This is a genomic window from Luteimonas viscosa (genome assembly GCF_008244685.1).
In the GTDB taxonomy this organism is placed as follows: domain Bacteria; phylum Pseudomonadota; class Gammaproteobacteria; order Xanthomonadales; family Xanthomonadaceae; genus Luteimonas; species Luteimonas viscosa.
This window is the reverse complement of the sequence record NZ_VTFT01000001.1, coordinates 2,316,992-2,340,905: the sequence shown is the minus strand read 5'-3', so window position 1 is coordinate 2,340,905 and position 23,914 is coordinate 2,316,992. Positions and strand designations below refer to the sequence as shown.

The window sequence follows — 23,914 nt, the reverse complement described above, 5'->3', positions numbered from 1 at the left end:
GGATGAAGATCCTGCTGCTCACCTACGGTACCGAAGGCGACACCCGCCCACTGGCCGCGCTCGGCCATGCGCTGCAGCAGGCCGGGCACGAGGCGCACCTGCTGGCCGACGCCTCCACCCTCGACAGCGCCCGCGCCCTCGGCCTGCCGTGCAGTGCACTGGCGGGCGACATCCGCGCCGCGCTCGCGGTCGAGGGTGCGATGCGCGAGATCACCCGCAACCTCTCGGCGCTCTCGCTGCGCCACACCGGCGACTGGCTGGCGCAGGCGATCGAGGCGGGGCGCGATTGCGATGCGGTGGTGGTGTCGGGTCTGGCGGCGTTCGCGGGGCTGTCGGCGGCCGAGGCGTTGCGCGTCCCCGCGATCGGCGCGTTGCTGATCCCCATTTCCGGCACGTCGGAATTTCCCTCGCCGTTCCTGCCGCTGGCACCGCCACGTGCGCTCAACTTCGCCAGCCACTGGCTCTTCAGCCGGCTCACCTGGCAGCTGTTCCGCGGCGCCACCAATCGCGCGCGACGGGCCGCGGGGCTGCCGCCACGTCGCCGCATCTGGGACGAGCACCCGATGCTCTACGGCATCTCGCCCGCGCTGGTGCCGCGGCCGGCCGACTGGCGCGACAACGCGCACGTCTGTGGCCAGTGGATCCCGCCGAGGGCGCCGGACTGGCGACCGGACGCGGACCTGCTCGCCTTCCTCGACGCCGGCGAGCCGCCGGTCTACGTCGGCTTCGGCAGCATGACCGGCTTCGACAATGCGCGCCTGCTGGACGCCGTGGTCGGCGCGGTCGGCGGGCGCCGCGCGTTGTTCCACCCCGGCTGGAGCGGGATCGATGCCGCGCAACTGCCCGCCAATTTCCATGCGGTGGGGCACGTGCCGCACGACTGGCTGCTGCCGCGCACCGCGCTGGCGATCCACCACGGCGGCTCCGGCACCACCCATTCGGCCTGCCGCGCGGGCGTGCCGTCGGTGATCGTGCCTTTCGCCGGCGACCAGTTCTTCTGGAACGCGCGCCTGCGCCAGGCCGGCGTGATGCGCCACGCGCTCAGGGGCAGCACGATCACCGCCGCGCGGCTGGGCGAGGCGATCGCGTTCGCCGGCAGCGAGGACGCGCGCCGCCAGGCGGCGTCGCTCGGCGAGCGCATGCAGGGCGAGGACGGCTGCGCCGAAGCGGTCGCGCTGGTGGAGCGCTACGCCAGCCGATAGCAGCCAGGCGCGGCATCCCATGCAGGAACATGCCACCGCCGACCGGACGGCGCGTCGCCACGACGACGGCGAATTCACCCCGTGGCGCCTATACCTGCGCCCATCCTCCCCGCAACGCAGGCACCGCATGTCCGACCACCAGGAACCGGCCACCGTCGCCCGGGTCGACCTCGCGCGCTACATGGGCACCTGGTACGAGATCGCGCGCCTGCCGATGCGCTTCGAACCGGAAGACGCGACCGACATCTCGGCCCACTACGCGCTGCAGGACGACGGCAAGGTGGAAGTACGCAACCGCATGCGCCGCAACTGCGAGGTCGAGGAGGCGGTGGGCGAGGCGAGCGCGGTCGACGACAGCGGCAGCCGGCTGGAGGTGAGCTTCCTGCCCGAAGGCCTGCGCTGGATTCCCTTCACCCGGGGCGACTACTGGATCCTCGCGCTGGCGCCCGACTACAGCGTCTCGCTGGTCGGCAGTCCCGACCGCAGGTACCTGTGGCTGCTGTCGCGCGAACCCCGGCTCGACGAAACCACCCGCACCCACTACCTCGCCCTGGCCGAGCGCCAGGGCTTCGACCTCACGCGGCTGATCCACACCCCGCACACGCGGCAGCCAACGGCCTGACCGCCACGCGCGCAGGTGCGGACAACGGCGCAACGCGCCGGACGCGGACGCCGGACGATGCGTGCGTGTGCCGCGATCGCTGGCGCAGGGTCCCGTCCGGCGGCGTCTACGCCGCCGCTTCCGGTGCCCCCATGTTGCCCTGGCTGTACATGCCCGAGCGGTCGAAGCAGCAGGCGCGGCGCATGCCCGAGGCGAGCTTGTCGCAGGCGGTGGCGATGCGCCTGGCGCGCGTCTCGGCCTTCTTGCCCGAGGTGATCCAGTGGATCCAGTCGCGACGCGCGACCGCGGTGATGTCCTTCCAGGTCGCCAGCGCGGCCGGATGCGCGGACAGCGCGCGGCGCAGGTCCGCGGGCACCTTCGGCTCGGGCTCGCGCGCCACCGGCGCGACCTCCAGCGCGACCGTGTCGCCGGCGTCGACGCCCGCGGCCTCGCGCAGCTTCTTCTCCACCTTCAGCCAGTGGCTGCCCTTGCCATCCGGCTCCAGCGTCGCCTGGAACGGCTGGCCCTCCAGGGTGCCGTCGACGGTGACCATGCCGCGCGTGGGCAGCCTGGCGCTGGCCGCGGCGGGCAGCACCAGGAACCGCCACGAAGCGCCTTTGGGCTGCGCCGGGCGCTGCAGCGTCGCCTTGAACCGGATGCCGGCAGGGGCCTTGTCCATGCGCGGAAGATAGCACCGGCGCGCTTGAAATCGCCGCTGGCGCACGCATATCCGCGGCCTGCCTGGCCATGCAAGGGAAGGGTCCATGACCGACGCCACCACCACCGAAACCCGCAAGTTCGAAGCCGAGGTCGCCCAGGTGCTGCACCTGGTCACGCACTCGCTGTACTCGCACAAGGAGATCTTCCTGCGCGAGCTGGTCTCCAACGCCTCCGATGCCTGCGACAAGCTGCGCTTCGAGGCCATCGCCAAGCCCGAGCTGCTGTCGGGCGCCGGCGAGCTGCACATCGACGTCAGCTGGGACAGGGACGCACGCACGATCACCATCGCCGACACCGGCATCGGCATGAACCGCGACGAGGTGGTGGCCAACATCGGCAGCATCGCCAGCTCCGGCACGCGCCGCTTCCTCGAGGCGCTGGGCAGCGAGCAGAAGGCCGACGCGCGCCTGATCGGCCAGTTCGGCGTGGGCTTCTACTCCGCCTTCGTGGTCGCCGACCGGGTGACCGTGTTCACCCGCCGCGCCGATGACGCCCCCGAGGCCGGCGTGAAGTGGGAGAGCGACGGCCGCGGCGAGTACACGCTCGAACCCGCCACGCTCGACCAGCGCGGCACCACCGTGGTGCTGCACCTCAAGCCCGACGAGGACGAGTTCCTCGACGGCTGGAAGCTGCGCGCGCTGGTGCGCAAGTATTCCGACCACGTCGCGTTCCCGATCCGGATGCCGAAGGAGGCTGCGCCCGCGCAGGCGGACGACGACGCCGACGAGGCCAAGGCCGATGCCGCCCCGGAGTGGGAAACCGCCAACGACGCCTCCGCGCTGTGGACCCGTCCCAAGAGCGAGATCACGGACGAGGAGTACCAGAACTTCTACAGGTCGCTCGGCCACGACTTCAACGACGCCGCGGCGTGGTCGCACAACCGGGTCGAGGGCAGCCAGAGCTTCACCACCCTGCTGTACCTGCCCTCGCAACCGCCGTTCGACCTGATGATGGGCGGGCGCGACGAGCGCAAGGGGCTGAAGCTCTACATCAAGCGCGTCTTCATCATGGACGCGGCCGAGGAGCTGCTGCCCAGCTACCTGCGCTTCGTGCGCGGCGTGGTGGATGCCGACGACCTGCCGCTCAACGTCAGCCGCGAGATCCTGCAGCACAACCGCCAGCTCGAACGCATCAGGGGCGCGTGCGTGAAGCGCGTGCTGGACCTGATCGAGAAGCTCTCGCGCGACGAGCCGGAGAAGTTCGCCGCCTTCCTCAAGGCCTTCGGCAACACGCTGAAGGAGGGCATCGTCGAAGACCATGCCAATCGCGAGCGCATCGCCAGGCTGCTGCGCTTCGCCTCGACGAAAGGCGAGGGCGCGGCGCAGACCGTGTCGCTCGACGACTACATCGGCCGCATGGCGCCGGGCCAGGACGCGATCTGGTACATCACCGCCGACGGCCATCGCGCCGCCGCCGGCAGCCCGCAGCTGGAGGCCTTCCGCGCCAGGGACATCGAGGTGCTGCTGATGTCCGACCGCATCGACGAGTGGATGCTCGGCCACCTGCGCGAATACGCCGGCAAGCCGCTGCGCCATGTCGCCAAGGGCGAACTGCCGCTGGACGAGGCCGGCAAGGCGAAGCAGGAAGAAGCCGCGAAGGCCGCGGCGCCATTGCTCGACAGGCTCAAGGGCCTGCTGGGCGAACGCGTCGAGGACGTGCGCGTATCCGCGCGCCTCACCGATTCGCCCTCGTGCCTCGCCCTGTCGGACCACGAGATGGCGCCGCACCTGGCTCGCCTCCTGCGCGAAGCCGGCCAGGAGCTCCCGGAGAACAGGCCGACGCTGGAGATCAATCCGCAACACGCCCTGCTGAAGAAGATCGAAAGCGAAACCGACGACGCCCGTGCCGGCGACCTCGCCACCCTGCTGCTGGAGCAGGCGGAACTCGCCGCCGGCGCCCCGCTGCCGGACCCATCCGCATTCGTGCAACGGATGAACCGCCTGCTGGTGGGGTGAGGGATGGCCGCTTGCACGGCACTGCCGTGCGGCCGTCCCGAACGCCCGGCGTGCTGCGCCGGGCTGGGTGAGGAAGGGCCGTTTGCACGGCACTGCCGTGCGGCCCTTTCGAACGCCCGGCGTGCTGCGCCGGGCTGGATGATGAAGCGCCGCATACACGCACCTTCATGAGCCCCACTGCCCCGCGCCTGCGGCGCGCCCTCATCCGCCTTCGGCACCTTCTCCCGCAAGCGGGAGAAGGAATGGGCAATGGTCGGCTCCCTCTGCCTCCCAGCGGGGAGTGCCCGGGCGAGGGACGGGTTCCCGTCGCAATGCGCGCCTGCGGCGCGCTCTCATCCGCCTTCGGCACCTTCTCCGGCGGGCCGGGTCATCCTTCAAGCGGCGCGGCGCCTCTTGCCCCCTCTCCCGCTCTGGGGGAGAGGGTTGGGGTGAGGGCCGGCTTTCGACGCGCCGCACCCGCCTGCAACGCCCCGATCCGCCTTCGGCTCCTTCCACCCGTGAAGGGTCCGGCGCCCTGCGGGCGGGAAGGAGCATCCGGACCGCTCACGACACGCCCAAGGCCACCGCGCTATCGTTCCCCGCTCTTCGCCCCGGAGACACGCATGGCCCCGACCGGTTCCCACGCAGGCGCCGCGCCGTCTGCCCGCAGCATCGCCCTGTCATGCGTGCTCGTGCTCGCGGCCTGCGAAGCGCGCACCCAGGCCGTGGCCTCCGGCGCGACCGCGAAGGCGCCGCAGGCGCCGGCTCCTGCGCAAGCCCGTTCACCTGTCGGCATCTACGCGATGGCACCGCCGCTGGTCTCCGAGTTGCGCGTGGTCGCCCTGCCCGGCCGCGCAGGCGAGTACCGGATCGAAGTGCACGGTGGCGGCGATCCGGGTGATGGCGCCGGAGTCGCGGCCGATTGCCAGGCGGTCGCCGAAGGGCGGCTGGAAGGCGATCGCATCGACGCGGCCCCGGTTCCGTTCGAAAGCGACATCGGCGGCCTCGATGCGAGCGACCTGCATTCCGCGCCGCGACTGGTCCTCACGCTGCAGGGCGACGCTGTGCAACTGGACGGCAGGTTCGAGCATTGCCCGATGGGCACGGCGATGGCCGGCACGTACCGGCGCACGACGACGACCAGGCTCTTCGAAGCATGCGCCCCGCTGCCCGCCGCGTGCTGGAACCGTGACTGAGCGCACGCGCACTGGGGTCGACCCGAGGATGTGAGTCGCCGCCGCCCGGGTTATTCCTGCGGACTCCCGCGTGCGGAACACAAAAGCCATGGACAGCAGCAACGGCGTCGGCAGTGCGGACGGCCGCGATCATTCGCAGGACGTGCAGGGCAATCCCCAGGCCTCGAGCGCATCGGGCACGTCGGCCACCACCGGCGCGTTCGACGCGCTCGATGCGGTCAGCTTCGACAATCCCGCCGCGCAACGCGCGGTCGCCGATGCGATCGCGACGCAGACGCCGATCGCGCTCTCGGGTCCGGTCTGCTACACCATGCAGCCGGGCCAGACCCTGCAGGACGTCGCCACCGCGTTCGGCACCACGGTTCGCGAGCTCGCGATCGCCAACCACATCGCCAACCCCGAGACGGTGCAGCCGGGGCAGACGATCAGCGTCGCGCCGCCGGTCGACAAGCCGGAAATCGGCTCGCTGTCGGCGCACTACGAAACCGGCAACCGCGGGCCCGGCACGGTGTCCACCGGCCGCGGCGACATCGGCGGCGTGTCCTACGGCAGCTACCAGCTCTCGACCGCGGCCGGGCGGCCACAGGAATTCCTCGCCACCGAGGGCGCGCAATGGGCCGCCGAGTTCGACGGGCAGCGTGCGGGCACGCCGGAATTCAGCCAGACCTGGCGCGACGTGGCCGCGCGTGAGCCGGAAGCCTTCCAGCAGGCGCAGCACGACTACATCGAACGCACCCACTACGATCCGCAGGCCGCGCGCGTCGAGCAGCGCACCACGGTGGCCGGCGTCGACGGCGGCATCGCCACCGCGGGCGTCGACCTGTCGCAGCATTCGCGCGCGCTGCAGAACGTGGCCTGGTCCACCGCCGTGCAGCACGGCCCGCGCAGCAATATCGTCGCCGACGCCATCGTCGACGTGCGCGCGGCCGGCGTGCAGGATTGGGAGGCGGGCTTCGATCGCGCCGTGATCGATGCGGTCTACGACGAACGCGGCCGGGTCGACCGCAACGGCGAGCTCGCGCACTTCAGCAGCAACTCCGCGGCGGTGCAGCGCGGCGTTGCCGAGCGCTTCGTCAATGAGCGCGCCGACGCGATCGCCGCGCTGGAAGCGGAAGACAGCGCACTGCGCGAGGCGCTCGGGGAGACCGACCGGTAACGCAAGCGCCGTGCCGCGTGCGGCGTGCGAGCCCGCGCAACGTCTACTGGCGCGTTACCGCTTACCGCGAGCTTGTCGAGCCCAGGCCGCATCGCATAACGAAAAGCGCCATGGCGGCCCCTTCGCCATCACGCCGCGCACGCAAAGCTGAGGTCGCATTCAGTCCGGCGTGTCGATTGCACGTTGCGTTGATGCCTGATGTCGCACACTCGGGGCCACACTTGAGGAGACATCACATGAACGTGGAAAAGAAGATCCAGCACAGCCTGAACGACCTGATCGAGATCGCGCGGGATGGTGGCGAGTTCTACACCGAGGCCGCGGGCAAGGTGAAGGATGCGCGCCTGGCGACGTTGTTCAGCCAGATGGCCGCGCACAAGCAGGAAATCGTGAGCACGCTGAGTGCGGACGTCGCCGCCAGCGGTGGCGATCCGGCCGACCACGGCACCATGGTGGGCTCGATGCACCAGATGTACGGCAAGGCCCGCGCCGCGCTGGGCGACACCAACTATGCCTACGTCGCCGAGCTCGAGGAATCCGAGGACCGCCTGCTGAAGGCGTTCAAGGACACGCTCAAGGACGACGACACCCCGGCCCAGGCACGCATGGCCGCCGAGCGCCTGATGCCGCGCGTCGTGGAATGCCACGACATCATGCGCAACCACAAGCATGCGCTGAAGGCCGCGAGCTGAGTTGCGCCCTGCGCACCGCATGACAGACAAGAAGCCCCGGCACCTGCCGGGGCTTTTTCGTGGATCTTCTCCAAGGTGAGGGCGTTGGCCAGGTTTTCGGGGGGTTGGACCCGGGCTTGCGGCCCGGGTCGTTCCGGGGGCGGGCATTGCTACTCGGCTCGGTCAGCCATGCGCTGCTTCCCGCAACACCCGGCCCGGAACGCCCATCGGTGCATCATTGGCGTGGCTTCGAAGAAGCTGGCCACCGGGCCATTGCGGCCGGAGCATCGATGAGCCGCGTGCTGGGGCGCGGGGATCGCGGCAAGCGCGAGCGGGACGCCGATGCCGTCATCGGCGACGCCGCCAGGCGCGTCAGGCCGCCTGCCTCGCCGCACGCCGGCCGCGAGGCGAGGTCGCCTCGCGCCGGATCAGCCGCGACAGTGCCGCGGGATCGGTCAGCGCCTGCACGCGCTCGAGCGCCAGCGCCTCGGCCAGGTAACGTGCGTTGGCACCGCCGAGCCACACCGGCACGCCGGGCGCCAGCGCCTCGTCGAGCACCCGCAGTTCCGCCAGCGCGGCCGGCGCCTGTCCCGGATCGACCGAACTGAGCGCCACCGCCATCACCTGCAGGCGTTCGGCCACGCGCGCGAGTTCGAGCGCGGGCAGCTCGGTCCCGAGGTACAGCACCGGCGCGCCGGCGTCGTGGGCGTACAGCGCGGCGCCGAGCAGGCCCAGTTCATGCGGCTCGCCGGGCAGGGTGGCGAACAGGAGCCGCGGGCGCTGCTCGCGCGGATGCTGGTTGAGCACCGACAGGAAGCGCGCACGCAACAGGCTGCTGACCAGGCGCTCCTGCGCGATCGCGAGCCGCCCGTCCGCCCAGCGCACGCCGACCTCGCGCAGCAGCGGCATGACCACGCGCGAGACCAGCACCGACATCGGCAGGGTCGCGATCGCCACCGACAGGTCGCGGTCGAACACGTCCACCCGGTAGTCGGCGATCGCATCGAGCATCCGTTCCGGCAGGGTCTCGACGCCGCCGTAGCCGGCATGGCGGCTTTCCTCCAGCAACTGGTCGAGCGCGGCGTCTTCCAGGCCGGCGAGGTCGCGGATCGGGTGGCCGCGGTCGGTCAACCGGTGCAGGCGGGTGAGCCGTTCGACCATGGCCGCGTCGTACAGGCGCCGCCCCTTGTCGTCGCGAAGCGGCACCACGGCCGCGTGCCGGCGTTCCCAGGCGCGCAGGGTCTCGGGGCTGAGCCCGCTGAGTTCGGCGGCGGCCTTGACGGGGAACATGGCCCATGATTGTACAACATACGTACAAGTACAAATTGGACAACGGACTAACGCCGTACCCCGGAGACTGCCCACCTGTCCCGATCCGGAAGCACCCCGATGACCCGTTCAGCCACGCTCCGCCCCGCCTCCTCCGTCCGCACCCTGGTCGCCGCGCTCGCGCTCGGGCTGGCCGCCCCGCTGGCCTTCGCCGCACAGCCGGCCCCGGCCGCCGCCGCCCCGCAGGCACAGGCGCAGGCCGACATCGTCGACACCGCCGTCGCGGCCGGCCAGTTCAAGACCCTCGCCGCCGCCCTCACCGCGGCCGGACTGGTCGACACGCTCAAGGGCGCAGGCCCCTTCACGGTGTTCGCGCCCACCGACGCGGCCTTCGCCGCGCTCCCGGCAGGCACGGTCGAGGACCTGCTCAAGCCCGAGAACAAGGACCAGCTGGTCGCGATCCTCACCTACCACGTCGTGCCGGGACGCTACCCGGCCGCCCGCGTGGTGACGCTCGACGAAGCCACCACGGTCCAGGGCGACGCGGTCGACATCGCCGCCACCGGCGGCGCCGTGACGGTCGGCGGGGCGAACGTCGTCAGCGCCGACGTCCAGGCGAGCAACGGCGTGATCCACGTGATCGACAAGGTCCTGATCCCGGGCAGCTGATCGCTGCCCATCCCCGCAAGCACCCCCACGCGCACTCCCCACGCACCCAAGGAGACACACCCATGAAAGCACTCAACCTCGTCACCCTCGCGCTGGTCATCGTCGGCGGCATCAACTGGGGCCTGGTCGGCGCCGCCCAGTTCGATCTGGTCGCCACGATCTTCGGCGGCCAGGACGCCCTGCTCGCCCGCCTGGTCTACGTGCTGGTCGGCCTGTCCGCGCTGTGGCAGATCGTGCCGCTGATGCGCGCCGGCAACGTCGGCGAAGTGCGCGCCGAAGCGCACCGCTGATCCACCACGCCGTCACCGCCTGCCGTCCCGGCCCGGCCCGCCACGCGCGGCCCCCTCCCCGGCCCGGACATTCGCACGCAGTTGGTGCACCGGGGTCGTCGTGGCCCGGTGCCTTCGGGCACAAGGCGCTTCGACCCCGGTTTTTTTCCCGCTGTTTTTCCACCGATGAATCTCTGGCGCGAGGCAGCGCGACCCGCATGCCGGCCGCGGCCAGCCGACCCTCCACAAGACCTTAAGGAACACCACCATGAAACTCCATGTACTCACCCCCGCCCTGCTGGGCGCACTCGCCCTCACGGCCTGCCAGAACGACGCCGCCGACACGGCGATGGCGACCGACGCCGACGCCGACGCGGCCGCCATGGCCGACAGCGCGCCGGCAGCGGACGAGGCGACGACCTCGGCCGATGCCACCGCCGCGATGGACGCCACGGCCGGTGCGCCTGCTTCCGGCGACGTCGTCGATGCCGCCATCGCCTCGCCCGACCACACCACCCTGGTCGCGGCCGTGCAGGCCGCCGGCCTGGTCGACACGCTGAAGGGCGACGGCCCGTTCACCGTGTTCGCGCCCACCAACGCCGCATTCGAGAAGCTGCCGGCTGGTACCGTCGAAGGCCTGCTCGAGCCGTCGGCGAAGGACGACCTGTCCGGCCTGCTGACCTACCACGTGGTCTCGGGCAACGTCGACGCGGCCACGCTGACGCAGCAGATCGAAGCCGGCGGCGGCAGCGCCACGCTGACCACGGTGCAGGGCGGCACGTTGACCGCACGCGCCGACGGCGGCACGGTCACGCTGACCGATGCCAAGGGCGGCGTCTCCACCGTCACCGCCGCCGACGTGCGCGGCAGCAACGGCGTGATCCACGTGATCGACACGGTGCTGATGCCGTAAGACGCCGTTCGCGACACCAACGGCGCCATCGCCTGTCGAGGCGCCGATCAGGCGGCACCACGTGGACTCCTCGTCTGGTCCGCGTGTCCCCGGGGAGGCGGCCATGGCCGCCTCCTTCTTGTTGTGGAACCGCCTGTTGTGGAACCGGGCGCCTGTCGTGGAACCGGGCGTCGGGCGTCGGGCGTCGCAAGGCAGGTTCGCCGGTCGCTCGCACCTGCGCATCCGCGTCCCGGCATTCGCCCGCCTGCCGCGATCGGCGCGGCCGGCTTATGCTGGCCTGCCTTCCGCGGAGCCCGGGATCGATGTCGTCGCGTCCGCCGTACTTCTCGCCACAGACCGTCGAGGCCATCGCCCGAGGACGGACGATAGAGGCGATCCGCCTGCTGCGCGAGGACAACGCGCTGGGCCTGCGCGAGGCCAAGGCCGCCGTGGACGCCTACGCCGCGGGTCGCCGCGACTTCACGGCCGATGCGCCGCACGGCCCGTCCGCGGCCGGCGACCACCACGACCTCGGGACCAGCGTCGACGGACTGCTGCGGGAAGGCCAGGTCATCGAGGCGGTCAGACAGGTGCGCGCGGCCACCGGCATGAACCTGAAGGACGCGCGCGACTGGGTCGAGGCGCGCCGTGCCGGCGTGGATCCCGAGCCGCAGGCGACGCCGGCCATGCCGGTGGCCGGGGATCCCCGCGCCGGGGCCACGGTACAGCGCGACTCGGGCGGCCGCTGGATCGTGTGGGCCGGACTGGGGCTGATCGTGCTCGCGGCCGCTGCGTGGTGGCTTGGCCGCTAGACGCCGCGACCCGTTGCCGCCGCAGGCGCTTGTGCCGTTTCCGGCGAAACGCGATGCCGTTCGACCCTGCCACGGTTCGTCAGGCAGCGCGCGCCAGCGCCAGTGCGTCCGCGCCCGCCGCGTAGCGCAATCGCGTCGAAGCATCGTTCGCCGCCTGCCATACGGCTTGCGCCACGTCGTGGGGTTGGGTGACGGCGGTGAGCTGCGCGAAGCCCTCGAACACCTTGCCCGCGAACGGCGCATACGGCTCGGTCACCAGGCCGTGCATGCGGTCCGCGCCGTTCTCTGCGAAGCGGGTGTCGGGGCAGTAGCCCGGTTCGACCAGTTTCGCACGCACGCCGAACCCGGTCAGCTCCAGCGCCAGCGATCCGGTGAACCCTTCGATCGCGGTCTTGCTGGCGGTGTAGGCCGCGACCAGCGGGAACGGCGCGAGCGTGGCGCTGGAGGTCACGTTGACGATCGTCCCGGCGCCGCGCTCGCGCATGCGCGGGATCGCCGCCTGGCACATCGCCATCGTGCCGAAGGTGTTGGCCTCGAAGATCTCGCGCACGGTGGCCATCGGCGTGGCCTCGAACGCGCCGAACAGGCCGAGCCCGGCGTTGTTGACCAGCACGTCGATCGGGCCGGCGGCGTCCATCGCAGCGGCGATGCTGCCGGCATCGGTCACGTCCAGCGCCAGCACACGGATCCCGGGCGAGTCCACGAACAGGTCGGCGCGGGGGCGGCGCATGGTGGCGATCACCCGCCAGCCCTGCGCGTGGAAATGGCGAGCGGTGGCGAGGCCGTAGCCGGACGAGCAGCCGGTGATCAGTACGGTGTTCATGGTGCGGGACTCCTGGGGCGGGTTTGACCGGGAGGCCAGCTTGGAACAGGATCTCCGGATGATCGATATTCGAACATCCGCATTTGTTTAGTGAACGTCCGGGAATGAGCGATCCGCTGTCCCAGGTCGTCGCCCTGCTGCGCCCGCGGGCGGTGTTCGCCAATGTCGTCAGCGGCCGTGGCCGCTGGGCGGTGCGCTACGCCGAGTACGGCAGGCCCAGCTTCTGCATCATGCTCGGCGGTCGCTGCCGCCTGGCCGTCGACGGCCACCCGCCATTGGCCATCGAAGCCGGCGATTTCATCCTCCTGCCCGCCACGCCGGCATTCACCCTGTCCAGCGACGACCCGCCCGCGCCGGTGTCGCGCGATCCGCATGCGCTGCCCAGCGACGGCAGCGAAGTGCGCTACGGCGAAGCCGGCGGCACGCCCGACATGCGCTCGCTCGGCGGCGCCTTCGTGTTCGACCGCGCCGATCCCGCGCTGCTGGTCTCGCTGTTGCCCGGCGTGGTGCACGTGCGCGACGCCACGCGGCCGTCGCAGCTGGTGGCGATGGTGGCCGGGGAAACCACGCAGCCGCGGCCCGGCAGCGAGGCCGCATTGTCGCGCCTGGCCGAACTGCTGCTGATCGAGGCGATGCGCGCGACCACCGCCGGCGACGCACCGCCCGGGCTGCTCCGGGGCCTGGGCGACGAGCGTCTCGCCATCGCGCTGTCGCTGATGCACGCGCACATCGAACGGCCATGGACGGTCGCGCAGCTGGCGAGGGCGGCGGCGCTGTCGCGTTCGAGCTTCTACGAGCGCTTCACCCGCACCGTCGGGATCGCGCCGATGGAGTACCTGCTGGCCTGGCGCATGCAGGTCGCCCGGCAACTGTTGCGGCAGGGCGGGTCGCGCGCGGCGCAGATCGCCGAACGCGTGGGCTACGCCTCGGCCAGCGCATTCAGCGTGGCGTTCCGGCGGCACGTGGGGCTGGCGCCTGGCGCGTACGTGCGGGCGCAAGTGGCCGCCTCCTGATCTGCGGTTGGCTTCGCCATCAAGCCGTTTTCCGGTGCTTCGCCGATCGACGAGAAGGGATCGGATAAGGGTAGGGACACCCGCGGGCTTCGGATCGACGCCGCGTCCTGGGGGGCGGGATCGCTTTCCGCTCGGTCAGGGCATCGTGCCCTGACTCGCACGCAAGACATCCATGTCTTGCTTGTCGCGATCCCGCTTGCCAGGACGCGACTCATCGCCGATCCCGGTGCGAGGCTTCGAGTTGTCCTCGATCAGGAACAGGCGATCGTTGCCCGCAGGCACGGATCGCGCGCCGCCAATCCCGCCTGACGTCCGTCGCGCGCACGAAGAATCACTTTCCTGTCGGCCCGACGGCGCGCGACCTTCTACGCAATCTCGCGGGCAGTGCGGTGGTGGATGATGAAGGAGTGAGGCGAAAACCACACTATTTCACGGGTTATAGCCACTGCACCGACTAGAGTCGTAACTCCAGAGTCGACAACGACGAGGAGTCCGCAATGATCAAGTTCGTAGGCAAGACCATGTTCGTCATCTTCCTGATCGGCCTGCTGGTCGTGATCGGCCTGTTGATGCTGATCTTCTGATCGCGCTCACGCGCGCAGGCGTTCGCCGCCCCACAGCCAGTCGCGGCCCCGAATGCGCAATCCACCACGACGGCGCGCCATGATCACCGTCACCCCGATCGACAGCGCCAGCACCAGCAACCGGATCGCGACGAACCAGCCCGGGCCGAGCGCATTGTCGGCCGCCGGGAACAGCAGCCACCACGCGTTCATCAGCACGTGGAACGCGACCGGTACCCACAGGTCGTTCTCCCACTCCACGTAGAGCCACGCGAACCACAACGAGCCCAGCGCGGTGAGCGCAAAGATGCCCGCCGCCTCGGCCGCATCGCCGCCCTGGTAGAGATGGGCGCCGCCGAACAGCAGCGCCGCGCCAAGGGCCGCGGGCAGGAAGCCCCAGCCGGCGAAACGGAACAGCAGGCCGAACAGGAAGCCGCGATACAGCAGTTCCTCGCCGAACCCCGGCAACACGGCCTGGCGCAGCAGCGCGTGCGGCGTGTCCACCGTGATCGTGAGCGGCGCGTGCCAGGCCAGGGCGGCCAGCATCGGCAGGGTCAGCACCAGCGCCAGCACGAACCCGCGCACCGGCGGGCGGTGCAGTCCCAGGGCCCACGCCGCCCGGCGCGGCCCGGCCAGCAGGGCCGCCACGCCCACCACCACCAGCCAGTGCGGCAGGTAGCCCAGCGCCGCCAGCGCCAGGGTGCGCCCGGTGCCGGTCCATCCGCCCGCGACCTGGCGGAACAGGTCGAGGTGGAAATGGTCCAGCCACAGGAACACCACGATCACGGGGAGCGCGATCCAGGCGTGCATCGCGTGCACGGGTCCGCCCGGGCACGGGGAAGCTGAAGTCGAGGGTGAAGTCGCAACGTCGGTCGTCATCCCGGCACGATAGCGGCCGCCCCGGCGCGCGACCGCTCAGAACCCGTGTCATCGATGCTCAGAACCCGATCCGGCGTGCCCGTTCACGCATGCAATCGACTTCAATCGGCCGACGCCAGCACGCGGGCGCGGTACTCGCCAGGCGCGATGCCCTCCGCCTCGCGGAAGGCGCGATTGAACGAAGGCAGCGAGGCGAAGCCGGCATCGAAGGCGATCGCCAGGATCTTGCGGTCCGCCCTCGCCGGGTCGGCCAGTGCGGCCTTGGCGTCCTGCAGCCGGTGGTGGTTGAGGAAGCTGCGGAAATGGCGCCAGCCCAGGTGCCGGTTCACCAGCCGGCGCACCTCCGGTTCGGGCGCGCCCATGCGCGCGGCGAAGGCGGCGACGGTGAGCGCGGGATCGCGATGGATGCGCTCCACCTCGATCAGCTGCCACAGGCGTTGCAGCAGCGCCGCGTCGGCGGCGGGCGGGGCCGGCGCCGGCGCGGCCGCCGGCCCGGTCGCGTGCTGCAGCGGCGGCGCGGCCGGCGGCGCCGCCTCTCGATACGTCAGTCCGGCGATGTCGGTGCGCAGCCAGCGTCGGGCGAGATGCCAGCCGATCGCCAGCAGGGCCAGGTTCTGCGCCAGCGTGAAGCCCGCAGGCTTCCATTCGAACCCCAGCGCGATGTCGGCCAGCAGGTCGGTCAGCAGCAGTCCCAGCAGCGCGGCCACCACCCACAGGCGCCCGCGGCGGCGCGCTTCGACCAGGTCGCCCTCGCGATCGCGCAGCAGCCGCGCCACCAGGTGCGCGCACATGCCCAGGCCCAGCGCGACCAGCCCCCACGACAGGCCGACCCCCGCGAACCGGTCGCCCAGCCAGCCGCGGTCGAGCAGCATCAGCGGCCACCACGCCAGCGCCACCAGCGCCTGCGGCGGGCCGAAGCGGAAGCCGTCGTCGAACAGCGCCAGGCAGTACCACCACAGGAACACCGCCGCGCTGCCGCTCAACAGGCCCGCCACGTCGCCGGCGACACCGGGCAACGACGCCTGCGCGAACGGGGTGTTGCCCGCGAGGAAGCCCGCCATTGCCAGCGCCAGCGGCACGAACCAGCGCACCAGTCGTTCGCGCGGCACCGCGCGCAGCAGGCGCGCCGCCAACAGCAACCACAGCGTCGCCGCCGCCACGCGCACGATCACGTCCAGGGCCAGCATGCGAAGGCGCGTGTCCGAACAGGATTGGAGCAAGAGAGGATAGCGCCGGTCGGGAGGCGCCCGCGGCGCGACCCACCACGCCCGCTCGTGGCATGAGGTGCGCCGTCATGGTCCCGCGCGACCTGTCGGCAACCCCACCCGCGCCCCCGCCTGCCCCCTGTTCCCCGCGTCCGGCGCGTTACGATGCCGCACCCCACGCGTCGCACGCCGTCCGTCCCCATGAAGTCCCGTTTCCCCGCCGCTCCTCCGGCGGCATGAGCCTGGCGTCGACCCCGCCAGGCGACGCGCCGCAACACCGCATCGAACGCTGGCAGCCGTGGCTCGCTGCGGTCGGCAGCGTGCTGGTGCATGCGCTGTTGGTGCTGGTCGCGATGCTGGCACCGCCAATCACCACGACCGCGCCGGAGGGCGATGCCGCCGGCGGCAGCCGGGTGGCAGTGGAGTTCATCGGCGACGGCACGCCCATCCCCAGCCCCGCCCCCAGCGACACGCCCCCCGCCAGCGCGCCCGCCGAAGACGCGCCCGCGGCATCGCGCGTGCAGACCACGCCGGTCCCGCGCGCCGAGGATCCGGTGCCGCCGGTCGCCGACGTCACCGCGGACGCGCCGACGCCGAGGCGCGTGCCGCGGCCGGTACCGCGCCAGAGCGCGCCGAGCACGAGCGCCCGCCCGCCGCCGACCAGCCGCCGACCCGGCCACACCTGGGGCCAGCCGCCCGGGATGGCGGTGCAGGACCTCGCACCGGTGAACGCCGGGCCCGCGCGCAGCGCCGCGATCGAGCGCGGCAGCAGCCGGGGCAACGCCAGCACGGCCGAACCCAGCCTCGAGGTCGCCGGTTTCCAGGTGGTCTACGACCTGCGCAGCGAACGGCGCCTGCGCGAATGGCAGGCCCAGGGCATGACCGAACTGTTCATTCCCCTGCCGGGCACGCGAAGGCTGATGGTCTGCCCACTGGAAACCGCGCTGCGCCGCGAATCGGGCGCGTGCCGCCAGCTCGAACCCGACTCCCCGGAACTGGAAGCCATCGGCGATGCGCGCGAAGTGATCAGCGTGCACCAGATCTATCGCCAGGGCGAGATCGTGTGGCGCGGCCCGGGGGCGTATCGCTGAGCGCCTCCCCCGCATTGGCGGGGGGACGCGACAAAGGGCGGTTGCGGCTCCGAAGGCGGCCGCGAACCGACCCGGTGCTCCGGATCTACGCGGGCGCGATCAGTCCTCGTCCTGCGGGCGCAGCAACTCGCGACTTTTCGTCTTCGACTTCCAGGTTTCGTATTCGGCACGGGAGATCGAGCCGTCGCGTGCGGTGTCGATCTCGTCGAAGCGTTCCCGCAGTTGCGAGTGCGCCGACAGGTCGGCGCGCGTGACGTTGCCGTCGCCACGCGCGTTGAGCTCGGCATAGCCGGGCGTCCGGTCGTTGCCGGCGTCGCGTGCGGGCATGCCCGGCGGCTGGCCGGACTGGCCCGGCGGCCGGTTGTACGGTGCCGGCGGCCGGGTGGGCTGCACCAGCGGTCGGGTGGGCTGGTTCAGGGGTCGCGTCGGCTGCGTCAGGGGGCGGGTCGGCTGCGCCAGCGGCCTCGCCTGTTGCGTCTGCGGCGGGTCCGCCGCCGGGTTCGCGGGCTGCTGCGCGAGCGCCGTGGCGGCAGCCATCGCGGTGGACAGGGTGGTCAGTGCAAGCGCGTGGATGGGCTTCATGTCGGTCTCCCTCCCGAGCGCGAATGGACGACCCGAGGGCAATTGATGGAATCCGCCACCGGCCGGACCGGAATGGCGGGCGTGCCCGTGGAGCACACCACACCCGATCTTCGCGCCGCGTGCGTGCGTGGCTGAACCGGGCTCACGCGTTCTTACCACGCGCATGCAGGCCAGGCTGCAGACCGCGAACGGGCGCGCAATCGCCATCGTGAACGACGTGAACCGGGCCGCCTGCGCCGGGAACGTGCAGGACAGTCGGAGGCGCGGGATCGCTTCGCGCTTCTCCACCAGGAAGTCGATCAGCGCGCGCACCATGCGAGGCATCTGTTCGCGCGAGGGTGCGTACAGGTGGAAGACGGGCTGCGGATGCGTCCAGCCAAGGACGCGTGGCGAAGGCGCGCTGCCCATGCACGTACGCGTAGGCCGCGCGCGAGTTGGCTGTGTCGGTCACCGACCGCGATGACATCGCCTGAAGGCGGCGTACGGCATCGTGGCGGCATCGCGCACCTAGCTGCGCCCGCCCTCCACTCTCAGCCCGAGGATCCCCATGTCCCTCAAAGCCCTCCTGCCCCGGCGCATCGGTTTCGGCACCGCGCCGCTGGGCAACATGTTCCGCGACATCCCCGAGGACGAAGCCCGCGCCACGGTCGACGCCGCGTGGGAGGACGGCATCCGCTACTTCGACACCGCGCCCTTCTACGGCGCCGGCCTGGCCGAACTGCGCCTGGGCGAGATGCTCGCCGCGCGCCCGCGCGACGAATACGTGATCAGCACCAAGGTCGGCCGGCTGGTGCTGGACGAAAAGGAAGAAGGCGCGCGCGACCAGGGCGAGAAGGGCGGCCTGTTCGAGCACGGCCGGCCCAACCGCGTGGTCAACGACTACTCGCACGACGCCACCCTGCGTTCGCTCGACGACAGCATGCAGCGCCTGCGCACCGACCGCATCGAGATCGCCTGGGTGCACGACGTGGCCCAGGACTTCTACGGCGACGAATGGATCGGCCAGTTCGAACACGCGCGCACCGGCGCGTTCCGCGCGCTGGACCGCCTGCGCGACGAAGGCGTCATCCAGGCCTGGGGCCTGGGCGTGAACAGGGTGGAGGCGATCGAGCTGCTGCTGGACCTGGACGAACCGCGCCCCGACGGCTTCCTGCTGGCCGGCCGCTACACCCTGCTCGACCACGATCTCGCCCTGCAGCGGGTGATGCCGAAGGTGGCCGGGCGCGGCCTCGGCATCGTGGTCGGTGGCCCCTACAGCTCGGGCGTGCTGGTGGGCGGGCCGAACTTCGAATACGCGCCCGCGCCGCCGCACATCCTCGGCAAGGTGGCGCGGATCAAGGCCATCGCCGACCGCTACGGCGTCAGCATGAAGGCTGCGGGCCTGCAGTTCGCGCTGGCCAACCCGGCGGTGGCGGCGGTAATTCCCGGCGCCAGCCGACCCGACCGCATCGCCGAGGATCGCGCCGCGCTCACCGAGACGGTGCCGGACGATTTCTGGCGCGAGCTGCGCGAGGCGCAGCTGGTGCATCCGGACGCGCCCCTGCCGAGCGACCAGGCTGGACGGCAGGACGAGCGCCGGGCGCAGCCGGGCCACGCCTGACCGGCCTCCGGGGCGCTGGACGCGGCGCGCCGCTCAAGCCAGCATGGTTTCCAGCGACGCCAGCATCTTCGCCCAGGCCTTGCGGCTGCTGTCCTCGTACTCGCGCCAGGCGGGATCCATCTCGTCGGTGAGGGTGACCTCGCAGCCGCCGTCGATGGCGCGGAACTCGAGGGTGATGCGGTCCTCGTCGGGCGAGACGGCGGGAATACCGAAGGTGAACACCAGCCGGTGCGGACGGTCGATCTCGAGGTAATGCCCGACATGCTCGACGTCGCCGTCCGGGCGCCGGTCGGTCATCACGAAGCGGCCGCCCACGCGCGGGTCAATCTCGCAGCGCACCAGGGCGCCGGTTTCGGTGGAGAACATGAAACGCGCGACGGTGGCCGGGTCGAGCCAGGCGTCGAACACGCGCTCGGGCGGATGCGCGTAGCGGTGGGTCACGCGGATCAGGATGGGCGCGCTCATGCGGTCTCCTTCAGTCGGGCGGCGTGGCGTCGAGGAGGTGCGCCAGCCGCTCCAGCCGGCCGCTCCATTGCTCGGTGCGCGTGCGCATCCACGCCGCCGCGTCCTCGATGGGTTTCGGGTTGATGCGCAGCACGTGCTCTCGGCCCACCCGCCGGCGCCGCACCAGCCGCGCCCGCTCCAGGATGCGGATGTGCTTGGACACCGAGTTGAGCGAGATCGCGAACGGCGCGGCGACCTCGGTCACCCGCGCCTCCCCGCGCGAGAGCCGCTCCAGGATCGCGCGGCGGGTGGGATCGGCGAAGGCGATCAGCACGTTGTCTCGGGGATCGTGTTTCAACATTCACCCATGTTGGTGAATGATTTCGCGGATGTCAAACGGCCTGTCCGTGGTCGGCGGGTGCAGGTTGACGGGCAAGCGGTGCATAGGAGACGCAACGCCGGGACCGGGTGCTTGGATCAGCGCCCGCGGCTCTTCCGCGTGGCTCCGACACCATCCCGCGAGCAATGAACCGGACCGTTGCCGCTAGGGGCCCGACCAGCCGTCCACCACGATACGATCTAGTGCACTCTGCTCGCCACGCATGAAGGACTGGATGCGTCCAGTGACCTCGGGCGAGGTCATGAACAGATTGTGGCCGGCGTTGACCACCACCGTGATCTCGGCGTTCGACAGCCCGCGCACCGCCTCGCGTTGACCGTCGGGATACGTGCGCCCGTCGAGCGTGCCGATGAGTACGAGTACCGGCAGGCAGCTGCGCGGGTCGCGGCGGAAACGGTCCCCCAGGTCCAGACCCGGCACCAGTAGATCCAGCTGGGGCATGGGGAAATTGAGGTAGCCGCCGAGGATCGCCGCTTTCGCTTCCCGCTCGAACCGGTCGAGGGAGCGGCGCGATATTCCCGACGCCAGGTCCATGCCCAGCGGCATCGGATTGAAATCGATCGCCTCGCCCGCCCGATGGTACTTGCCCAGCACCCAGGCGATGGGCGCGGTCTCGCCCGCGTCCAGCGCCGCGAACAGCTCGAGCAGCTGGAGGGCCGACGATGGATCGGCGATCATGCCGCTGGCGAGCTGCTGCAGATCCCGGCGTTCGAGCAGGAAATCGTAGGCGGCGCCCCCGGTCGGCGTGACGCGCAGCAGCAACGGCTCCGCCTCGAGCCTCGCCAGCACGCGACGCATCAGGCCCACGACATCGGGAAACCGCGACGCCAGTTCCGGCCGGGTGTCGATCGCCGCCTGCAGGCGCGTGAAGTAGGCATCGGTTTCCGCCGGTCGCTTCACCGTCTGGTCCAGGCCTTCGACGCTCGCCAGCACCACCCGCTCCAGCCGGTCCTCCATCGCCGTGATGGCCGCAAGCGCCAGATGGCTGCCGTAGGAGATGCCCCAGAGGCTGAGCTTGTCGGCACCCAGGTGGCGACGCAGGGCGTCGAGGTCGTGCACGCTCTGGGCGGTGGTCCAGTCGCGCAGGTCCAGGCCATCGCGTTGCCACTGCTGCAGGCATTGCCGCGCGGCGGCACGGTGCAGGTCCGCGTACTCGAGGTCGCTGTACGCGGTCGCATCGTCGATCCTGTAGGTGCTGGTGCACGTGGGCTGGCGGCTGCTGGCGCCGGTGCCGCGCTGATCGAATGCGATCACGTCGCCGAACTCCCGCATCGCCATGAACAGGGCAAAGCGGGGGCCGCGTGCGGTGTCGATGCCCGAACCGCCCGGGCCGCCGGCCAGGTACACGATGGGCGGGCCCTTGGCGGCGCCGGACGCCGGGAAACGGACATAGGCCAGCCGCAGCGTCGCCTGGCCGGGCCTGTTCCAGTTCGAGGGCACGATGAACTCGCCGCGGAACGCCGCGACGGTCTCGCCGGAACCCGCGGTGAACTCGATCGGTTCCTCGGTGGCGACCGGACCGGATGCAGGTTCGACAGCGGACGCCCCGGCGGCCACGAGCAGCGTCGCGAGCAGGAGGCGGGAAACCAGGAACCTGGTGAGGGGCATGGGGTTCTCGTCGCAGTGGAGTGTCACGAGCATCGTCGTGAACTCCAACGTTGTCAGCGACTTGTCGGCGAACGGCGGCGTCGGCTCGGCCGGCGGCGGAGCGCCACCGCTCACCGCTCCTAAGATGGCGGGATGATTGCCCGAGTCCTGATCGCACCGCTCCTGGCGCTGGCCTGCCTCGTCGCCGAAAGCGCGGCACAGGTCCCTGGCAACGGACCGTTCGAGGTCTGTCCGGCGACCGCAGAAGAGCCCACGCCACCCCGGGTCTATGACGGCGACGGCTGTCGCCGGATGACCCTTCACGAGGTCGATCCCCAGGGGCGGCAGATCTGGGTGCGCTTGCCTTTCGCCGTCACGGAACCGTCCGATGCCCGTTTCCTGGGGCTGCTCCTCTCGGCCAAGGGTTCCAGCGAAGTGTTTCTCGACGGGCGGCCGATCGGCGCGAACGGCGTGCCTGGCGCGACTCGGGGCCAGGAGACAGCCGGGCGCATGGACGTGGTGATCCCGATTCCCCGGGAGCGGTTGCGCCCGCAAGGAAGCCGCATCGACCTGCGCATGTCCTCGCACCACGGCTGGCTGACCCTGCGCAGCCCGGTGCATGCGATCGAACTCGTCGACTTCACCGACCCGCAGGCCCGCACCCTCCGCTACTACCTCCCCTCGCTGTTTCCGCTGGGCGTGTTCCTGCTTGCCGGCTTCTACTTCTTCTCGCTCACGGTGCGCAGCGAGCGCAAGCTCGAACCCGCACTGCTGGGCACACTGGCGATGCTGGCGGGGCTGCAACTGTTGCTGGAAATCAGCCGTGGCGTGTTCGCCTACCCGTATCCCGTTCAGGACCTGCGCCTGATCGGCATCCTGTCCTGCTCGATCGGCTTCGGCCTGTGCCTGGTGGCCGTCCACGCCCGCCTGTTCGCGCCGCGATGGCTGCCCGCATCCACCCTGCTCGCTGCCATCGCCACGGTCATCGGGATGCTGCTCGCGCCCTCGCTGGACGGCAAGACCAGCAGCGCACTGCTCGTCGCCACCACGGCTTCACTGGGCCTGGCGCTGGCGGGCGTGCGCGAACGCAAGCGCGGCGCGTGGTTCCAGGTCGGCGCGCTGCTGGTTTTCGGCCTGGCCAACCTGCTCGCTCCGGGCGGTTTCATCGACCTCGGCTTCTACCTGCTGGTGGCCGGCCTGATGATCGGGCTGATGATCCTGCAGGCCGCGGCCTACGGCCGCGAGCGCCGGCTGCGGGTCGAACAGCGCTTGCGCGCGGACCGCCTCCAGTACGCGCTGGATCAGGCGCAGGCCGAGCAGATGCCCCGCGTGTTGACGGTGCCGGCGGTCGGCACGGTGAAGCACGTTCCGCTCGAACGGATCGTGCGCATCCAGGGCGCCGGCGACTACGTCGAACTGCACATGGACGATGGCAGCCAGCTGCTGCATACCACGACACTCAACGAACTGGATGCCGATCTGTCGCCGCGCTTCCTGCGCGTGCATCGCTCGCACCTGGTCAATACCCACTACATCGAGCGCCTGGATCGCGCCGAAGGCGGAACCGGCACCCTGCACCTGCGCGGCAGCGAACCCGTTCCCGTCAGCCGACGCGTCATGCCCGGCGTGCGTCGCGCGCTTCGCTGAAGGCGCATGGCGGGGCCTGGCGGCCCGGGGCGCGGTCCGGGCGACCTCGTTGCGCTCTTCCGGCACACTGTCGTTCCTGCAGACGACGGCGTATCGATGCCATGACCTTGCCCGACGAAGAATTCGATCCGGACGACAACTACACCAGCGACCCGGAGCGCACCGAGATCGACGACGACGCCAGTGCCGAGGCCCTGGTCTGGCAGCTGCTGCTGGTCATCAGCCCCGGCGACGAGGACGCTGCGCTGCAGCAGTTCGGCGCGTTCCAGGAAGCGCTCGACGGTGGCGATGCCGAGGACATCGACGTGGTGTGGCTGCTCAAGGACGTGATCGACTGGAAATCCGGTTTCCACATCGAGGAGAGCGAGCCCGGCGCCCTGATCGACTGCCTCGGCGAACTGGCCGCGCGCTTCAACCTGCGCATCGACTGGGGCGTGGAGGATCCGACCGACGCGGCCTTCCTCGCACGCGTGTCGCCCGATGCCCTACTCGAGACCGCGCACGAACAGCTGCGCCTCGACGGCTACACGCTGTGGACCTGGGAGACCGGCACCGAGGCGCGCGCAGGCTGGATGACGCTGTCCAGCGACGACGAGGCGATGCGCGTGATCGCGCCCGCGTTGGGGATCGAGGTGCGGCCTGCGGCGGCCTGATTCGAAACGAACGATGCTGCGCCAGTGTCGATCAGG

The 23,914-nt window shown here is 71.0% G+C and carries 25 protein-coding genes; 16 read left to right on the top strand and 9 right to left on the bottom strand.

Annotation, left to right across the window (positions count from 1 at the left end):
• The first annotated feature begins 2 nt into the window (after positions 1-2).
• Complete coding sequence (locus FZO89_RS10365; protein WP_149103182.1) at positions 3-1,202, top strand: glycosyltransferase; 1,200 nt, start codon at positions 3-5, stop codon at positions 1,200-1,202.
• A gap of 127 nt (positions 1,203-1,329) precedes the next feature.
• Positions 1,330-1,824, top strand: coding sequence for a lipocalin family protein (locus tag FZO89_RS10360; RefSeq protein WP_149103181.1), 495 nt, complete (start codon positions 1,330-1,332; stop codon positions 1,822-1,824).
• A 106-nt stretch (positions 1,825-1,930) separates the two neighbouring features.
• On the opposite strand, the gene FZO89_RS10355 is transcribed toward FZO89_RS10360, so the two are convergent.
• A complete protein-coding gene (locus tag FZO89_RS10355) occupies positions 1,931-2,482 on the bottom strand; it encodes a YdeI/OmpD-associated family protein (RefSeq protein WP_149103180.1) in 552 nt (183 codons plus the stop codon).
• Positions 2,483-2,567: 85 nt separating this feature from the next.
• Here FZO89_RS10355 and htpG point away from each other — a divergent pair, with 85 nt between their 5' ends.
• The 4 genes from htpG to FZO89_RS10335 all read left to right on the top strand — a co-directional run bounded on the left by htpG (position 2,568) and on the right by FZO89_RS10335 (position 7,501).
• Positions 2,568-4,478, top strand: coding sequence for a molecular chaperone HtpG (gene htpG, locus FZO89_RS10350; RefSeq protein ID WP_149103179.1), 1,911 nt, complete (start codon positions 2,568-2,570; stop codon positions 4,476-4,478).
• 665 nt (positions 4,479-5,143) lie between these two features.
• Positions 5,144-5,653: a hypothetical protein gene (locus tag FZO89_RS10345; protein ID WP_222928111.1), complete on the top strand. Its 510-nt coding sequence runs from the start codon at positions 5,144-5,146 to the stop codon at positions 5,651-5,653.
• Between the two features lie 88 nt (positions 5,654-5,741).
• Positions 5,742-6,809 (top strand): LysM peptidoglycan-binding domain-containing protein, encoded by a 1,068-nt coding sequence (locus FZO89_RS10340; protein WP_149103177.1) that lies wholly within the window; start codon positions 5,742-5,744, stop codon positions 6,807-6,809.
• A gap of 236 nt (positions 6,810-7,045) precedes the next feature.
• Positions 7,046-7,501, top strand: coding sequence for a PA2169 family four-helix-bundle protein (locus tag FZO89_RS10335; RefSeq protein WP_149103176.1), 456 nt, complete (start codon positions 7,046-7,048; stop codon positions 7,499-7,501).
• Between the two features lie 351 nt (positions 7,502-7,852).
• On the opposite strand, the gene FZO89_RS10330 is transcribed toward FZO89_RS10335, so the two are convergent.
• The gene (locus tag FZO89_RS10330; protein ID WP_149103175.1) at positions 7,853-8,770 is read right to left on the bottom strand and encodes a MerR family transcriptional regulator; all 918 of its coding nucleotides are present in this window, start codon (positions 8,768-8,770) and stop codon (positions 7,853-7,855) included.
• Positions 8,771-8,869: 99 nt separating this feature from the next.
• Between FZO89_RS10330 and FZO89_RS10325 the strand changes: the two genes are divergently transcribed.
• The 4 genes from FZO89_RS10325 to FZO89_RS10310 all read left to right on the top strand — a co-directional run bounded on the left by FZO89_RS10325 (position 8,870) and on the right by FZO89_RS10310 (position 11,391).
• Positions 8,870-9,418 carry a fasciclin domain-containing protein gene (locus FZO89_RS10325; RefSeq protein WP_149103174.1) on the top strand — a complete coding sequence of 183 codons (549 nt, stop codon included), beginning with the start codon at positions 8,870-8,872 and terminating at the stop codon, positions 9,416-9,418.
• 62 nt (positions 9,419-9,480) lie between these two features.
• The gene (locus FZO89_RS10320; RefSeq protein WP_149103173.1) at positions 9,481-9,708 is read left to right on the top strand and encodes a DUF378 domain-containing protein; all 228 of its coding nucleotides are present in this window, start codon (positions 9,481-9,483) and stop codon (positions 9,706-9,708) included.
• A 361-nt stretch (positions 9,709-10,069) separates the two neighbouring features.
• On the top strand, positions 10,070-10,600 hold the full coding sequence (locus FZO89_RS10315) for a fasciclin domain-containing protein (RefSeq protein ID WP_262378710.1): 531 nt from the start codon (positions 10,070-10,072) through the stop codon (positions 10,598-10,600).
• 302 nt (positions 10,601-10,902) lie between these two features.
• The gene (locus FZO89_RS10310) at positions 10,903-11,391 is read left to right on the top strand and encodes a hypothetical protein (RefSeq protein WP_149103171.1); all 489 of its coding nucleotides are present in this window, start codon (positions 10,903-10,905) and stop codon (positions 11,389-11,391) included.
• A 79-nt stretch (positions 11,392-11,470) separates the two neighbouring features.
• Here FZO89_RS10310 and FZO89_RS10305 read toward each other — a convergent pair whose 3' ends face one another.
• Positions 11,471-12,214, bottom strand: a complete 744-nt coding sequence (locus tag FZO89_RS10305) for an SDR family oxidoreductase (protein WP_149103170.1) — start codon at positions 12,212-12,214, stop codon at positions 11,471-11,473.
• 104 nt (positions 12,215-12,318) lie between these two features.
• On the opposite strand from FZO89_RS10305, the gene FZO89_RS10300 reads away from it, so the two are divergent.
• Both FZO89_RS10300 and FZO89_RS19110 read left to right on the top strand, forming a co-directional pair.
• A complete protein-coding gene (locus FZO89_RS10300; protein WP_187471119.1) occupies positions 12,319-13,227 on the top strand; it encodes an AraC family transcriptional regulator in 909 nt (302 codons plus the stop codon).
• A 497-nt stretch (positions 13,228-13,724) separates the two neighbouring features.
• A complete protein-coding gene (locus tag FZO89_RS19110) occupies positions 13,725-13,811 on the top strand; it encodes a small membrane protein YohP (RefSeq protein WP_484496929.1) in 87 nt (28 codons plus the stop codon).
• A 6-nt stretch (positions 13,812-13,817) separates the two neighbouring features.
• On the opposite strand, the gene FZO89_RS10295 is transcribed toward FZO89_RS19110, so the two are convergent.
• Positions 13,818-14,600 (bottom strand): CPBP family glutamic-type intramembrane protease, encoded by a 783-nt coding sequence (locus FZO89_RS10295; protein WP_187471118.1) that lies wholly within the window; start codon positions 14,598-14,600, stop codon positions 13,818-13,820.
• Between the two features lie 170 nt (positions 14,601-14,770).
• Positions 14,771-15,856, bottom strand: a complete 1,086-nt coding sequence (locus tag FZO89_RS10290; protein WP_149103167.1) for an AraC family transcriptional regulator — start codon at positions 15,854-15,856, stop codon at positions 14,771-14,773.
• Positions 15,857-16,110: 254 nt separating this feature from the next.
• Here FZO89_RS10290 and FZO89_RS10285 point away from each other — a divergent pair, with 254 nt between their 5' ends.
• On the top strand, positions 16,111-16,965 hold the full coding sequence (locus FZO89_RS10285; RefSeq protein ID WP_149103166.1) for a type II toxin-antitoxin system RelE/ParE family toxin: 855 nt from the start codon (positions 16,111-16,113) through the stop codon (positions 16,963-16,965).
• Positions 16,966-17,064: 99 nt separating this feature from the next.
• Here the strand turns inward: FZO89_RS10285 and FZO89_RS18520 are convergent, their stop codons facing one another.
• Positions 17,065-17,547, bottom strand: a complete 483-nt coding sequence (locus FZO89_RS18520) for an EF-hand domain-containing protein (RefSeq protein ID WP_187471117.1) — start codon at positions 17,545-17,547, stop codon at positions 17,065-17,067.
• Positions 17,548-18,094: 547 nt separating this feature from the next.
• On the opposite strand from FZO89_RS18520, the gene FZO89_RS10275 reads away from it, so the two are divergent.
• A complete protein-coding gene (locus FZO89_RS10275; RefSeq protein ID WP_149103165.1) occupies positions 18,095-19,147 on the top strand; it encodes an aldo/keto reductase in 1,053 nt (350 codons plus the stop codon).
• Positions 19,148-19,180: 33 nt separating this feature from the next.
• Here the strand turns inward: FZO89_RS10275 and FZO89_RS10270 are convergent, their stop codons facing one another.
• From FZO89_RS10270 to FZO89_RS10260, 3 genes are all read right to left on the bottom strand, one after another.
• A complete protein-coding gene (locus FZO89_RS10270) occupies positions 19,181-19,612 on the bottom strand; it encodes an SRPBCC family protein (RefSeq protein ID WP_149103164.1) in 432 nt (143 codons plus the stop codon).
• 10 nt (positions 19,613-19,622) lie between these two features.
• A complete protein-coding gene (locus tag FZO89_RS10265) occupies positions 19,623-19,949 on the bottom strand; it encodes an ArsR/SmtB family transcription factor (protein WP_262378602.1) in 327 nt (108 codons plus the stop codon).
• Between the two features lie 186 nt (positions 19,950-20,135).
• Positions 20,136-21,599, bottom strand: coding sequence for an alpha/beta fold hydrolase (locus FZO89_RS10260; RefSeq protein WP_149103162.1), 1,464 nt, complete (start codon positions 21,597-21,599; stop codon positions 20,136-20,138).
• Between the two features lie 132 nt (positions 21,600-21,731).
• Here FZO89_RS10260 and FZO89_RS10255 point away from each other — a divergent pair, with 132 nt between their 5' ends.
• Both FZO89_RS10255 and FZO89_RS10250 read left to right on the top strand, forming a co-directional pair.
• Complete coding sequence (locus FZO89_RS10255; RefSeq protein ID WP_149103161.1) at positions 21,732-23,225, top strand: LytTR family DNA-binding domain-containing protein; 1,494 nt, start codon at positions 21,732-21,734, stop codon at positions 23,223-23,225.
• A 101-nt stretch (positions 23,226-23,326) separates the two neighbouring features.
• Positions 23,327-23,878, top strand: a complete 552-nt coding sequence (locus FZO89_RS10250; protein ID WP_262378601.1) for a DUF6630 family protein — start codon at positions 23,327-23,329, stop codon at positions 23,876-23,878.
• Positions 23,879-23,914 lie beyond the last annotated feature (36 nt).

What these genes read in the sequence shown, in the direction of transcription:
- FZO89_RS10365 (WP_149103182.1), top strand. Translation starts at nt 3, where the DNA reads ATGAAGATCCTGCTGCTCACCTACGGTACCGAAGGCGACACCCGCCCA.
- FZO89_RS10360 (WP_149103181.1), top strand. Translation starts at nt 1,330, where the DNA reads ATGTCCGACCACCAGGAACCGGCCACCGTCGCCCGGGTCGACCTCGCG.
- FZO89_RS10355 (WP_149103180.1), bottom strand. Translation starts at nt 2,482, where the DNA reads ATGGACAAGGCCCCTGCCGGCATCCGGTTCAAGGCGACGCTGCAGCGC.
- htpG (WP_149103179.1), top strand. Translation starts at nt 2,568, where the DNA reads ATGACCGACGCCACCACCACCGAAACCCGCAAGTTCGAAGCCGAGGTC.
- FZO89_RS10340 (WP_149103177.1), top strand. Translation starts at nt 5,742, where the DNA reads ATGGACAGCAGCAACGGCGTCGGCAGTGCGGACGGCCGCGATCATTCG.
- FZO89_RS10335 (WP_149103176.1), top strand. Translation starts at nt 7,046, where the DNA reads ATGAACGTGGAAAAGAAGATCCAGCACAGCCTGAACGACCTGATCGAG.
- FZO89_RS10330 (WP_149103175.1), bottom strand. Translation starts at nt 8,770, where the DNA reads ATGTTCCCCGTCAAGGCCGCCGCCGAACTCAGCGGGCTCAGCCCCGAG.
- FZO89_RS10325 (WP_149103174.1), top strand. Translation starts at nt 8,870, where the DNA reads ATGACCCGTTCAGCCACGCTCCGCCCCGCCTCCTCCGTCCGCACCCTG.
- FZO89_RS10320 (WP_149103173.1), top strand. Translation starts at nt 9,481, where the DNA reads ATGAAAGCACTCAACCTCGTCACCCTCGCGCTGGTCATCGTCGGCGGC.
- FZO89_RS10315 (WP_262378710.1), top strand. Translation starts at nt 10,070, where the DNA reads ATGGCCGACAGCGCGCCGGCAGCGGACGAGGCGACGACCTCGGCCGAT.
- FZO89_RS10310 (WP_149103171.1), top strand. Translation starts at nt 10,903, where the DNA reads ATGTCGTCGCGTCCGCCGTACTTCTCGCCACAGACCGTCGAGGCCATC.
- FZO89_RS10305 (WP_149103170.1), bottom strand. Translation starts at nt 12,214, where the DNA reads ATGAACACCGTACTGATCACCGGCTGCTCGTCCGGCTACGGCCTCGCC.
- FZO89_RS10300 (WP_187471119.1), top strand. Translation starts at nt 12,319, where the DNA reads ATGAGCGATCCGCTGTCCCAGGTCGTCGCCCTGCTGCGCCCGCGGGCG.
- FZO89_RS19110 (WP_484496929.1), top strand. Translation starts at nt 13,725, where the DNA reads ATGATCAAGTTCGTAGGCAAGACCATGTTCGTCATCTTCCTGATCGGC.
- FZO89_RS10295 (WP_187471118.1), bottom strand. Translation starts at nt 14,600, where the DNA reads ATGCACGCCTGGATCGCGCTCCCCGTGATCGTGGTGTTCCTGTGGCTG.
- FZO89_RS10290 (WP_149103167.1), bottom strand. Translation starts at nt 15,856, where the DNA reads ATGCTGGCCCTGGACGTGATCGTGCGCGTGGCGGCGGCGACGCTGTGG.
- FZO89_RS10285 (WP_149103166.1), top strand. Translation starts at nt 16,111, where the DNA reads ATGAGCCTGGCGTCGACCCCGCCAGGCGACGCGCCGCAACACCGCATC.
- FZO89_RS18520 (WP_187471117.1), bottom strand. Translation starts at nt 17,547, where the DNA reads ATGAAGCCCATCCACGCGCTTGCACTGACCACCCTGTCCACCGCGATG.
- FZO89_RS10275 (WP_149103165.1), top strand. Translation starts at nt 18,095, where the DNA reads ATGTCCCTCAAAGCCCTCCTGCCCCGGCGCATCGGTTTCGGCACCGCG.
- FZO89_RS10270 (WP_149103164.1), bottom strand. Translation starts at nt 19,612, where the DNA reads ATGAGCGCGCCCATCCTGATCCGCGTGACCCACCGCTACGCGCATCCG.
- FZO89_RS10260 (WP_149103162.1), bottom strand. Translation starts at nt 21,599, where the DNA reads ATGCCCCTCACCAGGTTCCTGGTTTCCCGCCTCCTGCTCGCGACGCTG.
- FZO89_RS10255 (WP_149103161.1), top strand. Translation starts at nt 21,732, where the DNA reads ATGATTGCCCGAGTCCTGATCGCACCGCTCCTGGCGCTGGCCTGCCTC.
- FZO89_RS10250 (WP_262378601.1), top strand. Translation starts at nt 23,327, where the DNA reads ATGACCTTGCCCGACGAAGAATTCGATCCGGACGACAACTACACCAGC.